Source organism: Enterobacter cloacae, from assembly GCF_011078175.1.
Lineage (GTDB): Bacteria > Pseudomonadota > Gammaproteobacteria > Enterobacterales > Enterobacteriaceae > Enterobacter > Enterobacter cloacae_Q.
The window spans coordinates 125,626-139,167 of sequence record NZ_JAALCJ010000003.1 but is presented as its reverse complement, the minus strand read 5'-3'; the positions used below and the strand labels follow the sequence as shown (position 1 = coordinate 139,167).

Here is a 13,542-nt window from a genome sequence, read left to right as displayed (position 1 = left end):
CCTTGCTACGAGCATAAAAAAACCCGCGCAATGGCGCGGGTTTTTAGTTTTACTGTGGACGATTCAACGCTGAATTTCGCCCGCCAGTCTACCGCGCACAGTGGATGCGTTTAGTAGTAGTAGACCGGTGAAACGAAGGGTGCGAATCATGAATCGTGCTCCAGGTGAATGCGATATGCTTTTAGTGGTACTGGATACGCCGACACATGTCAACCCCTCTCAGGCAAAACGGTCACTCGTTACAGGCGCAACACATTAGCTAATTGTGCTGGTTTTTGCGTAGCTAACCGATTTAATTGTCTAATATTGGACTGGTGATTCATCTCTGGAATGATTTGAATATAATTGGTAGCAATTGGACACACTATTTTTACCGTCAGACTGTGATATGGAATGCGTTTTATTTCATTTAGTTATAATTTCCATGAATGCATCGCGGTTGGGAAAGTTATAAATTTTGATATCGTTTTGTTAATGAAATCGTTGTGCCTGCCCTTCATAGTTTAATAATACTTAAGTCATTATTAACGAGTGTGGTGATTGTATATTTGTCTAATTTATGGTTTCATGCTTGCATTAAATTTATAGATATCATTTGAACGTTTTTTAGCTTTTCATTAATGAGATACCTAATGTCATCTCTTGAATGAGAGTTCTTTATATATTCCGATTTTTAAATAATTTCCTTTCGCTTGTTGTATATGCATGGTAAATCATATATTTCGAAGTTATTACTGTACTTTGGCAAAGGGAATTTAGCGTGACAGTGGAGTCAAAAATGCCAGAAAATAATATTAATCAGCCACAGGCTTATGATGGCGTTAAGCCTCAGTTACGCACAGTGGATCTCAACTTGTTAACTGTGTTTGATGCAGTTATGCAGGAGCAGAATATTACGCGAGCAGCTCAATCTCTGGGAATGTCTCAACCTGCCGTAAGTAATGCCGTAGCCAGGCTTAAAGTGATGTTTAACGACGAGTTATTCGTCCGTTATGGCAGAGGAATTCAGCCCACGGCGCGTGCATTCCAGCTATTCGGCTCAATTCGTCAGGCGCTACAGCTTGTTCAAAATGAGCTTCCCGGCTCGGGTTTTGAACCTTTAAGCAGTGAGCGGGTTTTCCACCTCTGTGTATGCAGTCCGTTAGACAATTATTTGACATCTGTTATATATAATAAAGTTGAACAGATTGCCCCTAATATTCATCTCGTTTTTAAATCATCATTAAATCAAAACACTGAGCACCAGCTTCGTTATCAGGAAACGGAGTTCGTTATGGGCTACGAGGAGTTTCGCCGTCCAGAGTTTGCCTGTGTTCCATTGTTCAAAGATGAAATGGTATTAGTTGCCAGCAAAAAACATCCGCGCATGAATTCACCGCTGCGTGAAAGCGATGTTTACAGCGAGCAGCACGCCGTTGTCGCTCTTGACAGATATGCCTCATTCAGTCAGCCGTGGTATGACACGGTCGATAAACAAGCCAGCGTGGCCTATCAGGGAATGGCTATGGTCAGCGTATTAAATGTCGTTTCTCAGACGCAATTAGTCGCTATTGCACCGCGTTGGCTTGCTGAGGAGTTCTCCGATTCGCTGAGCCTGCAAATTTTACCCCTGCCGCTCAAGCTTAATAGCCGTACCTGTTATCTTTCCTGGCATGAAGCCGCGGGTCGGGATAAAGGTCATCAGTGGATGGAAGAGCTGCTGATCAATATTTGTCGTCGATAAGTCTGGGGGAATAAACCGCATGGAGGCATGCGGTTTATTCTATCTTTTTTTATACAGACAATATTTTGTGCTGTACGATTTTCTTCAATGCCGTGTGGGTGCTTAAAAATAGATGATTTCCTGATTCATCCGCTTTTTAAGAGACGAATTATTAGTGTCTCCACTCTCACCAGACGAATTGACTATATTCATGTCTGACGGCTGTTTTTTCTGCTTTTATAGCCTCTTCCTGCATTCCGTTTGCTAATTGCCTGCCTCATAACGAGCGGTTAAGGTATCCCTCACTCTGCACATTATAAGATGGGTTTACCCTGTCAGAAGACGGCGCGGAAATGAATTTCGTGGACCGTCTATAACAAAAGCCTGGAGGCAAAGCATGGAGATGTTGTCTGGCGCGGAAATGGTCGTCCGATCGCTTATCGATCAGGGCGTAAAACAAGTGTTTGGCTATCCCGGAGGCGCGGTACTCGATATTTATGACGCGCTGCATACGGTCGGCGGAATCGATCATGTTCTGGTTCGTCATGAACAAGCTGCTGTGCACATGGCTGACGGCCTGGCCCGCGCCACGGGCGAAGTGGGTGTTGTGCTGGTCACATCCGGCCCGGGGGCGACCAATGCCATTACCGGCATTGCGACGGCGTATATGGACTCCATTCCACTGGTCATTCTCTCCGGACAGGTAGCGACGTCACTGATTGGCTATGATGCGTTTCAGGAGTGCGACATGGTGGGGATCTCACGCCCCGTGGTGAAGCACAGCTTCCTGGTTAAGCAAACGGAAGACATCCCGGGTGTACTGAAAAAAGCCTTCTGGCTGGCCGCCAGCGGTCGTCCTGGACCAGTAGTCGTTGATCTGCCAAAGGATATTCTCAATCCGGCGAATAAACTCCCTTACCTGTGGCCTGAATCGGTGAGCATGCGTTCGTATAATCCGACGACCCAAGGGCACAAAGGCCAGATTAAGCGTGCCCTGCAAACGCTGCTGGCTGCGAAAAAACCCGTCGTCTACGTGGGGGGCGGCGCCATCAATGCAGCCTGTGAAACGCAACTACGCGAGCTGATTGAGAAGCTTAATCTTCCTGTCGCATCATCGCTGATGGGGCTGGGGGCATTCCCGGCCACCCATCGTCAGGCGCTGGGCATGCTGGGTATGCACGGCACCTATGAAGCCAATATGACGATGCACAATGCAGATGTGATTTTTGCCGTCGGCGTGCGTTTTGACGATCGCACCACCAACAATCTGGCGAAATACTGTCCAAATGCGACGGTGCTGCACATTGATATCGATCCTACCTCTATCTCTAAAACAGTGCCGGCGGATGTGCCGATCGTGGGGGACGCCCGACAGGTGCTGGATCAAATGTTGGATCTGCTGGCGCAGGAGACTGTATCTCAACCGTTGGATGAGATCCGCGACTGGTGGCAGCAAATCGAGCAATGGCGCGGCCGTCAGTGCCTTAAATACGATACGCAAAGTGAGAACATTAAGCCGCAGGCGGTGATCGAGACAATCTGGCGTCTGACCAATGGCGACGCGTATGTCACTTCTGACGTGGGCCAGCATCAGATGTTTGCTGCCCTGTATTACCCGTTTGATAAACCGCGTCGCTGGATCAACTCAGGCGGGCTGGGCACGATGGGCTTTGGTCTACCCGCCGCGCTGGGGGTGAAGCTGGCGTTGCCTGGCGAAACGGTCATCTGCGTGACGGGTGATGGCAGTATCCAGATGAATATTCAGGAACTTTCTACCGCACTGCAATATGAGCTGCCAGTGCTGATACTTAACCTGAATAACGGTTACCTCGGCATGGTGAAACAGTGGCAGGATATGATTTATTCCGGCCGTCACTCTCAGTCTTATATGACGTCACTTCCGGACTTTGTCCGCCTGGCTGAAGCTTATGGCCATATTGGCATGCGGGTAACCGATCCGTCAGAGCTGGAAGCGAAGCTCGGCGAAGCGCTTGAACACGTTAAAAACAATCGCCTCGTTTTCATGGACGTCATTGTTGATGGCACAGAACACGTTTATCCGATGCATATTCGTGGCGGCGGTATGGATGAAATGTGGTTAAGCAAAACGGAGAGAACCTGATATGCGCCGGATATTATCTGTATTACTGGAAAATGAGTCGGGCGCACTGTCGCGCGTCATTGGGCTTTTTGCGCAGCGCGGCTACAACATTGAAAGCCTGACCGTTGCGCCGACCGATGATCCCACGCTCTCCCGCATGACGATCCAGACTGTCGGCGATGCGAAGGTACTTGAGCAGATCGAAAAGCAATTGCATAAGCTGGTGGACGTGTTGCGCGTCAGCGAGCTGGGGCAGGGGGCTTACGTCGAACGTGAAGTGATGTTGGTGAAAATTCAGGCCAGCGGTTACGGCCGAGAAGAGGTCAAGCGCAACACGGATATATTCCGTGGGCAGATTATCGACGTCACGCCTTCTATATATACTGTTCAGCTTGCCGGAACGAGCGATAAACTGGATGCATTCCTGGCTTCTGTCAGGGATGTAGCAAAAATTGTTGAAGTTGCGCGCTCTGGCGTTGTTGGCCTCTCGCGCGGCGATAAAATCATGCGTGAGTAACGCAACAGGTTCGCCTCTTTCAGCCCGGTAGCCAAAGCCGGGCTTTTTTTTGCGTAATCCGCCGACAACGCGGATAAAAGCGGTTGCCGTAAAAGCCATTCTGCGTTTAGATGTTAAAATATTTAACCATAACCTTGACAGGGCCATGGACATTTTCTTTTTTGAGGGGCAATTGTGAAACTGGATGAAATCGCCCGGCTCGCCGGCGTGTCGAGAACCACGGCCAGCTATGTGATTAACGGTAAAGCAAAGCAGTACCGTGTCAGCGATAAGACCGTTGAGAAAGTAATGGCAGTCGTTCGTGAGCATAATTACCATCCGAATGCTGTCGCCGCAGGTTTACGTGCCGGGCGCACCCGCTCGATTGGCCTGGTGATCCCGGACCTGGAAAACACCAGCTATACCCGTATTGCCAACTATCTGGAACGTCAGGCTCGTCAGCGTGGCTATCAGCTATTGATTGCCTGCTCCGAAGATCAGCCCGACAACGAAATGCGCTGTATTGAGCATCTGCTGCAACGTCAGGTTGACGCCATCATCGTGTCGACCTCTTTACCTCCAGAGCATCCTTTCTATCAGCGCTGGGCGAACGATCCGTTCCCGATTGTGGCACTCGATCGTGCGCTTGACCGTGAACATTTCACCAGCGTCGTAGGTGCCGATCAGGACGATGCAGAAATGCTGGCTGCCGAGCTGCGTACCTTCCCGGCTGAAACGGTGCTGTATCTCGGCGCGTTACCTGAACTTTCCGTGAGCTTCCTGCGTGAACAAGGGTTCCGTACGGCGTGGAAAGACGATCCGCGTGACGTTCATTATCTGTATGCTAACAGCTATGAGCGGGAAGCGGCTGCCCAGCTGTTCGAGAAATGGCTGGAAACGCACCCAATGCCCCAGGCGTTGTTTACCACCTCGTTTGCCCTGTTACAGGGGGTGATGGACGTAACATTACGTCGTGACGGTAAACTGCCATCCGATCTGGCGATTGCTACCTTTGGCGATAACGAACTGCTCGACTTCCTGCAATGTCCGGTGCTTGCCGTGGCTCAGCGTCACCGCGACGTCGCCGAGCGCGTGCTTGAGATTGTTCTGGCCAGTCTGGATGAACCCCGCAAACCGAAACCCGGTCTTACGCGTATCAAACGTAATCTCTATCGGCGCGGAATTTTGAGCCGTCATTAGTTTTTTCTCAGGGGCGGTAAAACTGCCCCGTTACCGCGCCTTTATTGCGGCAAATAATTCCCGGATAAAAATTAGGATTAATCCCTAAGGTATATAGCCTGCTATTTTTCTGAATCCTTTTTGGCGTTAAAAAGCGCATTTATAAATTTTAATGGCTATTTCTTTGTATTGTTTTGTTACAAACAGACGTCAGCAGATGAATATTCAGCCATTTTTGACTCTCCCCCGCCAGACCTCAACGCACACGCATGGAACCCTATTGCCTTACGTTTAATCTGGTGCTGTTATCCCCCGGCGATATGCCTTAAAATGCTGCCCGCGTCGCAAACTGACACTTTATATTTCCCTGCGATGATATTGAGTGAGTCTTAACGCTCGTGTGTATATTCGGTTTTTTTCTTACAAATATTCATAACGTTAATTTTGCCTCGCCAGTTGTGTAGTTATTAGCCAGGTCACTCTTACTCTGTAAATAGGAAGGTTTCGGGTCCGTACGAAGAGAGTCCTGGCTTGACAAGCTTTTCCCTCGCTCCGTAAACTCCTTCAGGTGGGAATTTGTGGGTTAAAGTGGTGAGGAGGGATGAGGCTGGCATGTTCCGTGGAGCAACGTTAGTCAATCTCGACAGCAAGGGGCGTTTATCGGTACCAACCCGATACCGCGACCAGCTGATTGAGAACGCTTCGGGTCAACTGGTTTGCACCATTGACATCAACTCCCCCTGCCTGCTGCTTTATCCTTTGCCTGAATGGGAAATCATTGAGCAAAAGCTGTCGCGACTGTCGAGCATGAACCCGCAGGAACGCCGCGTACAGCGGCTGTTATTGGGACATGCCAGTGAATGTCAGATGGATAGCGCCGGGCGATTATTGATTGCGCCTGTGTTGCGGCAACATGCCGGTCTGACTAAAGAAGTGATGCTGGTCGGGCAGTTCAACAAGTTTGAACTGTGGGACGAAACGACCTGGTATCAACAGGTCAAGGAAGATATCGACGCTGAGCAGTCTGATTCCGCAACATTATCGGAACGGCTGCGGGACTTGTCTCTATAAATATGATGGAAAATTATAAACATACAACGGTGCTGCTGGATGAGGCCGTTAACGGCCTGAATATTCGTCCAGACGGCATCTATATTGATGGCACTTTTGGTCGCGGTGGTCACTCGCGTTTGATCCTCTCTCAACTTGGAGCGGAAGGACGCCTGCTGGCAATTGACCGCGATCCGCAGGCGATTGCCGTTGCGGAAACCATCGATGATCCTCGCTTTTCCATCGTGCATGGACCTTTCTCTGCGCTTGCGGATTACGTAGCCGAGCGCGGCCTGACGGGGAAGATCAACGGAATTCTCCTCGATCTTGGTGTCTCTTCTCCCCAGCTTGATGATGCAGAACGCGGCTTCTCCTTTATGCGTGATGGGCCGCTGGATATGCGTATGGACCCCACTCGCGGTCAGTCTGCCGCAGAATGGTTACAAACTGCTGACGAAGCGGATATCGCCTGGGTGATCAAAACCTTCGGCGAAGAGCGCTTTGGTAAACGCATTGCACGCGCCATTGTTGAGCGCAACCGCGTTGAACCCATGACCCGCACCAAAGAGCTGGCAGAAGTCATCGCGGCGGCAACGCCGGTGAAGGACAAGCACAAACATCCTGCGACCCGTACCTTCCAGGCGGTTCGTATCTGGGTAAACAGTGAACTGGAGGAAATAGAGCTGGCGCTAAAAAGCTCGCTCGACGTGCTGGCCCCGGGCGGGCGGTTATCCATCATCAGTTTCCATTCACTGGAAGATCGCATCGTAAAACGCTTTATGCGTGAACAGAGCCGCGGTCCACAGGTTCCAGCCGGGCTGCCGATGACGGAAGAACAACTCAGAAAGCTGGGAGGCCGTCAGTTGCGAGCATTAGGCAAGTTAATGCCGGGCGAAGAAGAGGTGGCAGAGAATCCACGTGCCCGTAGTTCAGTGCTGCGTATTGCAGAGAGGACGAACGCATGATCAGCAGAGTGACAGAGACCCTCAGCAAAGTTAAGGGATCGTTAGGAAGCAACGAGCGCCATGCCTTGCCTGGCGTGATCGGCGACGATCTTTTGCGGTTTGGGAAGCTGCCACTCTGCTTGTTCATTTGCATCATTGTGACGGCAGTCATGGTAGTCACGACCGCTCACCATACCCGTTTATTAACTGCGCAGCGCGAACAGATGGTACTGGAACGCGATGCGCTGGATATTGAATGGCGAAATCTGATCCTTGAAGAAAACGCGCTCGGCGATCACAGCCGGGTTGAAAGGATCGCAACGGAAAAACTGCAATTGCAGCATGTTGATCCTTCGCAGGAAAATATCGTAGTACAAAAATAAGGGAAAACGCGACGCATGAAAGCAGCGGCAAAAACGCTTAAACCAAAACGTCAGGAAGAACAGGCCAACTTTGTCAGTTGGCGTTTTGCGTTGCTTTGCGGCTGCATTTTACTGGCGCTGGGTTTCCTGCTGGGCCGCGTGGCGTGGCTACAAATCATCGCGCCTGACATGCTGGTGCGTCAGGGCGATATGCGTTCTTTGCGTGTCCAGGAAGTTTCTACCTCTCGTGGGATGATCACCGACCGCTCCGGCCGTCCGCTGGCGGTGAGCGTGCCGGTGAAGGCGATCTGGGCCGATCCTAAAGAGCTGCACGACGCAGGCGGGATCACCCTGGATAACCGCTGGAAGGCACTCTCAGACGCATTGAAAATGCCGCTGGATCAGCTGGCGTCTCGCGTTAACGCTAACCCGAAGGGGCGCTTCATCTATCTTGCCCGTCAGGTGAACCCTGACATGGCTGACTACATCAAGAAACTGAAGCTGCCAGGCATCCATCTGCGGGAAGAATCCCGCCGTTACTATCCTTCCGGCGAAGTCACCGCACACCTGATTGGTTTCACCAACGTGGATAGCCAGGGGATTGAGGGCGTAGAAAAAAGCTTCGATAAGTGGCTTACCGGCCAGCCTGGCGAGCGAATCGTGCGTAAAGACCGCTATGGTCGCGTCATTGAAGACATTTCCTCGACCGACAGCCAGGCCGCGCACAACCTGGCTCTGAGTATTGATGAGCGCTTGCAGGCGCTGGTCTATCGTGAGCTGAACAACGCCGTCGCGTTTAACAAGGCGGAATCGGGCAGCGCCGTGCTGGTGGATGTGGCGACAGGTGAAGTGCTGGCGATGGCCAGTAGCCCCTCATATAACCCGAACAATTTTGCCGGTACAGCAAAAGATGCGATGCGTAACCGCTCCATCACCGACGTGTTTGAACCCGGCTCGACGGTAAAACCTATGGTGGTGATGACGGCTCTACAGCGAGGCATCGTCAACGAAAATACCGTTTTGAATACGATCCCCTATCGAATTAACGGTCACGAAATTAAAGACGTGGCACGTTACAGCGAACTGACCCTGACCGGGGTCCTACAGAAGTCGAGTAACGTCGGTGTGTCAAAACTGGCGTTAGCGATGCCGTCCTCAGCGTTAGTAGATACTTACTCACGTTTTGGGCTGGGAAAGGCGACCAATTTGGGGTTGGTCGGAGAACGCAGTGGCTTATATCCTCAAAAACAACGGTGGTCTGACATAGAGAGGGCCACCTTCTCTTTCGGCTACGGGCTAATGGTAACCCCGTTACAGTTAGCGCGAGTCTACGCAACGATTGGCAGCTATGGCATTTATCGCCCGCTGTCGATCACCAAAGTTGATCCACCGGTTCCGGGTGAACGTGTTTTCCCGGAATCTATCGTACGTACCGTTGTGCATATGATGGAAAGCGTCGCATTGCCTGGTGGCGGCGGCGTGAAGGCCGCGATTAAGGGCTATCGTATCGCCATTAAAACCGGTACGGCGAAAAAGGTGGGGCCGGACGGCCGCTATATCAACAAATACATTGCCTATACCGCAGGCGTAGCGCCTGCAAGCAATCCGCGTTTTGCGCTGGTGGTCGTTATCAACGATCCACAGGCGGGTAAATACTACGGCGGCGCCGTCTCCGCGCCTGTGTTCGGGGCTATTATGGGCGGCGTGTTGCGCACCATGAACATTGAACCGGATGCGCTGGCGACGGGCGAAAAAAGTGAATTTGTAATTAATCAAGGCGAGGGAACAGGTGGCAGATCGTAATTTGCGCGACCTTCTTGCTCCGTGGGTGCCTATGCTACCTGCGCGAGCACTGCGAGAGATGGTACTGGACAGCCGCGTAGCGGCTTCTGGCGATCTTTTTGTGGCAGTGGTGGGTCATCAGGCGGACGGGCGTCGTTATATCCCGCAGGCGATTGCGCAAGGTGTTGCTGCCATTATTGCTGAGGCCAAAGATGAGGCAAGAGACGGTGAGATCCGTGAAATGCACGGCGTGCCGGTCATTTATCTTAGCCAACTGAATGAGCGTCTCTCCGCGCTGGCAGGACGTTTTTATAACGAACCTTCCGACCAGTTACAGCTGGTTGGCGTGACAGGAACTAACGGAAAAACCACCACCACTCAGCTGATGGCGCAGTGGGCGCAGCTGCTGGGCGAAACCGGTGCCGTTATGGGCACGGTGGGGAACGGTCTTCTGGGCAAAGTCAGCCCGACGGAAAACACCACTGGTTCGGCAGTTGACGTGCAGCGTGTGCTGGCGGGCCTTGCAGAGCAGGGGGCGACCTTTACGGCGATGGAAGTCTCCTCCCATGGGCTGGTACAACATCGCGTGGCGGCGCTGAAATTTGCTGCCTCCGTCTTTACCAACCTGAGCCGCGATCACCTTGATTATCACGGTGATATGGAACACTACGAAGCGGCGAAATGGTTGCTCTATTCTACTCACCACCACGGACAGGCGATCATTAACGCCGACGACGAAGTCGGTCGCCGCTGGCTGGAAAAACTGCCAGATGCGGTGGCGGTGTCGATGGAAGATCGCATTAACCCGAACTGCCGTGGCCGCTGGCTGAAGGCGGTCGAGGTGAACTACCACGATAGCGGGGCGACGATCCGCTTTGCTTCCACCTGGGGCGAAGGTGAAATTGAAAGCCGCCTGATGGGGGCCTTTAACGTCAGCAACCTGCTGCTGGCGCTGGCGACGCTGCTGGCGCTGGGTTACCCGATGTCGGATCTGCTGAAAACGGCTGAGCGTCTGCAACCGGTTTGTGGCCGCATGGAAGTGTTTAGCGCGCCGGGCAAGCCGACGGTGGTCGTGGATTATGCCCACACGCCGGATGCGCTGGAAAAAGCGCTGGAAGCGGCGCGCCTGCACTGTGCCGGTAAACTGTGGTGCGTCTTTGGCTGCGGCGGCGATCGCGATAAAGGCAAACGTCCATTGATGGGCGCCATTGCGGAACAGTTCGCGGATATTCCGGTAGTAACCGATGACAACCCGCGTACCGAAGAGCCGCGCGCCATTATCAATGACATTCTGGCGGGCATGCTGGATGCGGGCCGCGCGCGCGTGGTCGAAGGCCGTGCGGAGGCCGTGACTAACGCCATTATGCAGGCGCAGGAGAACGATGTGGTTCTGCTGGCCGGTAAAGGTCATGAAGATTATCAGATAGTTGGCAATCGTCGTCTGGATTACTCCGACCGCGTGACGGCAGCGCGTCTGCTGGGAGTGGTGGCATGATTAGCATTACGTTAAGCAAGGCCGCTGCGGTATTGCAGGGAATGTTGCATGGTCAGGATCTGACCATCGAGGCTGTGACCACCGACACCCGTAAGGTGACCGCGGGTTGTCTGTTTGTGGCGTTGAAGGGCGAGCGTTTTGACGCCCACGATTTTGCACAGCAGGCTAAAGATAACGGCGCGGGCGCGTTGCTGGTCAGCCGCAAGCTCGATATCGATCTACCGCAAATTGTGGTGAAAGATACGCGCCTGGCGTTTGGCGAGCTGGCGGCATGGGTTCGCCAGCAGGTACCGACTCGCGTCGTGGCGCTGACGGGCTCGTCGGGCAAAACCTCTGTTAAAGAGATGACGGCGGCGATCCTTAGCCAGTGCGGTAACACGCTTTATACGGCGGGCAATCTTAATAATGACATCGGTGTGCCGATGACGCTGCTGCGCCTGACCCACGAGCATGAATATGCGGTGATTGAGTTAGGGGCTAACCATCAGGGCGAAATCGCCTGGACCGTGAGCCTGACGCGTCCGGAAGCGGCGCTGGTGAATAACCTGGCGGCGGCACATCTTGAAGGTTTTGGTTCGCTGGCAGGCGTAGCGAAAGCGAAAGGTGAAATTTATACCGGCCTGCCGGATGACGGCATCGCCATTATGAATGCCGATAACAACGACTGGCTGAACTGGCAGAGCATCATTGGTTCACGCAAAACCTGGCGCTTCTCACCGAATGCGGCAAACAGTGATTTTTCGGCGACCAACATTCATGTGACATCACACGGCACCGAGTTCACCCTCACAACCCCAACGGGCGATATCGACGTGCTGCTGCCCCTGCCGGGTCGTCATAACATCGCCAATGCGCTTGCTGCGGCAGCGCTCTCAATGGCTGTGGGTGCCTCACACGCTGCGATCAAAACCGGGTTGGCGAATTTAAAAGCCGTGCCGGGGCGTCTGTTCCCGATCCGGCTGGCTGAAAACAAACTGCTTCTGGATGACTCCTACAACGCCAACGTTGGCTCCATGACGGCGGCCGTGCAGGTCTTGTCTGAAATGCCGGGGTATCGCGTGATGGTTGTGGGCGATATGGCTGAGCTGGGTGACGAAAGCGAAGCCTGCCATGTTCAGGTCGGCGAAGCGGCGAAAGCCGCCGGGCTTGACCGCGTATTGAGCGCAGGCACCCTGAGTAAGGCCATTTGTGATGCCAGTGAAGTTGGCGAACATTTTGCCGATAAATCTGCACTGATCGAACGCCTGAAGGCATTGATTGCAGAAAAAGAGATTGTGACTGTTTTAATCAAAGGTTCACGTAGTGCCGCCATGGAAGAGGTTGTGCACGCATTACAGGAGAACGGGACATGTTAGTTTGGCTGGCCGAACATTTGGTCAAATATTATTCAGGCTTTAACGTCTTTTCCTATCTGACGTTTCGCGCCATTGTCAGCCTGCTGACTGCGCTGTTCATCTCGCTGTGGATGGGCCCGCGCATGATCGCCCGTCTGCAAAAACTCTCTTTCGGCCAGGTTGTACGCAACGATGGTCCGGAATCGCACTTCAGCAAGCGCGGTACCCCGACCATGGGCGGGATCATGATCCTGACTGCGATTGTGGTTTCCGTTCTGCTGTGGGCGTATCCGTCTAACCCCTACGTCTGGTGCGTGCTGACCGTTCTGGTTGGCTACGGGATCATCGGTTTTGTTGATGACTACCGCAAAGTCGTGCGCAAAGACACCAAAGGTTTGATCGCCCGCTGGAAGTATTTCTGGATGTCGGTGATTGCGCTGGGCGTTGCGTTTGCGCTTTACCTGGCAGGAAAAGACACCCCGGCCACCGAGCTGGTGGTGCCGTTCTTCAAAGACGTGATGCCGCAGCTGGGGCTGTTCTACATCCTGCTGGCCTATTTTGTCATCGTCGGCACCGGTAACGCCGTCAACCTGACCGATGGTCTGGACGGCCTGGCCATCATGCCAACCGTGTTTGTCGCGGGCGGTTTCGCGCTGGTGGCGTGGGCGACCGGTAACATGAACTTTGCAAACTATCTGCACATCCCGTACCTGCGACACGCGGGTGAACTGGTGATCGTCTGTACGGCGATTGTCGGGGCGGGGCTGGGCTTCCTGTGGTTTAACACCTATCCGGCGCAGGTCTTTATGGGCGACGTCGGTTCACTGGCGCTGGGCGGCGCACTGGGTATTATCGCCGTGCTGCTGCGTCAGGAGTTCCTGCTGGTGATCATGGGCGGTGTGTTTGTGGTTGAGACGCTGTCGGTGATTTTGCAGGTCGGTTCCTTCAAGCTGCGCGGTCAGCGCATCTTCCGTATGGCACCGATTCACCACCACTACGAACTGAAAGGCTGGCCGGAGCCGCGCGTCATTGTGCGCTTCTGGATTATTTCGCTGATGCTGGTGCTGATTGGCCTGGCAACGCTGAAGGTACGTTAA

Annotated in this window: 12 protein-coding genes; 11 read left to right on the top strand and 1 reads right to left on the bottom strand. The window is 53.0% G+C overall.

The features are described 5' to 3' along the window. Positions 1-63 precede the first annotated feature (63 nt). Entirely contained in the window at positions 64-150 is an 87-nt protein-coding gene (gene leuL / locus G6Q29_RS21865; RefSeq protein WP_057979999.1) for a leu operon leader peptide, read from the bottom strand. Between the two features lie 628 nt (positions 151-778). Between leuL and leuO the strand changes: the two genes are divergently transcribed. From leuO to mraY, 11 genes are all read left to right on the top strand, one after another. Beyond that, entirely contained in the window at positions 779-1,723 is a 945-nt protein-coding gene (leuO, locus tag G6Q29_RS07845; RefSeq protein ID WP_165465164.1) for a transcriptional regulator LeuO, read from the top strand. Positions 1,724-2,099: 376 nt separating this feature from the next. After that, complete coding sequence (gene ilvI, locus G6Q29_RS07840; protein WP_165465163.1) at positions 2,100-3,824, top strand: acetolactate synthase 3 large subunit; 1,725 nt, start codon at positions 2,100-2,102, stop codon at positions 3,822-3,824. Between the two features lies 1 nt (position 3,825). Next, on the top strand, positions 3,826-4,320 hold the full coding sequence (ilvN, locus tag G6Q29_RS07835) for an acetolactate synthase small subunit (RefSeq protein ID WP_001252742.1): 495 nt from the start codon (positions 3,826-3,828) through the stop codon (positions 4,318-4,320). A gap of 174 nt (positions 4,321-4,494) precedes the next feature. Beyond that, positions 4,495-5,499: a catabolite repressor/activator gene (cra, locus tag G6Q29_RS07830; protein WP_003856369.1), complete on the top strand. Its 1,005-nt coding sequence runs from the start codon at positions 4,495-4,497 to the stop codon at positions 5,497-5,499. Between the two features lie 591 nt (positions 5,500-6,090). Continuing rightward, positions 6,091-6,549 carry a division/cell wall cluster transcriptional repressor MraZ gene (gene mraZ / locus G6Q29_RS07825; RefSeq protein ID WP_006810119.1) on the top strand — a complete coding sequence of 153 codons (459 nt, stop codon included), beginning with the start codon at positions 6,091-6,093 and terminating at the stop codon, positions 6,547-6,549. Positions 6,550-6,551: 2 nt separating this feature from the next. Continuing rightward, complete coding sequence (rsmH, locus tag G6Q29_RS07820; protein ID WP_165465162.1) at positions 6,552-7,493, top strand: 16S rRNA (cytosine(1402)-N(4))-methyltransferase RsmH; 942 nt, start codon at positions 6,552-6,554, stop codon at positions 7,491-7,493. Next, entirely contained in the window at positions 7,490-7,855 is a 366-nt protein-coding gene (gene ftsL / locus G6Q29_RS07815; RefSeq protein ID WP_003856363.1) for a cell division protein FtsL, read from the top strand. Before rsmH ends, ftsL begins: the two co-directional genes overlap by 4 nt. 15 nt (positions 7,856-7,870) lie before the next feature. Next, the gene (gene ftsI / locus G6Q29_RS07810; protein WP_003856361.1) at positions 7,871-9,637 is read left to right on the top strand and encodes a peptidoglycan glycosyltransferase FtsI; all 1,767 of its coding nucleotides are present in this window, start codon (positions 7,871-7,873) and stop codon (positions 9,635-9,637) included. Continuing rightward, positions 9,624-11,111 carry a UDP-N-acetylmuramoyl-L-alanyl-D-glutamate--2,6-diaminopimelate ligase gene (gene murE, locus G6Q29_RS07805; protein ID WP_165465161.1) on the top strand — a complete coding sequence of 496 codons (1,488 nt, stop codon included), beginning with the start codon at positions 9,624-9,626 and terminating at the stop codon, positions 11,109-11,111. The genes ftsI and murE overlap by 14 nt, the downstream gene beginning before the upstream one ends. Further along, positions 11,108-12,466, top strand: coding sequence for a UDP-N-acetylmuramoyl-tripeptide--D-alanyl-D-alanine ligase (gene murF, locus G6Q29_RS07800; RefSeq protein WP_165465160.1), 1,359 nt, complete (start codon positions 11,108-11,110; stop codon positions 12,464-12,466). Before murE ends, murF begins: the two co-directional genes overlap by 4 nt. Then, positions 12,460-13,542 carry a phospho-N-acetylmuramoyl-pentapeptide-transferase gene (gene mraY / locus G6Q29_RS07795; protein ID WP_003856353.1) on the top strand — a complete coding sequence of 361 codons (1,083 nt, stop codon included), beginning with the start codon at positions 12,460-12,462 and terminating at the stop codon, positions 13,540-13,542. Before murF ends, mraY begins: the two co-directional genes overlap by 7 nt.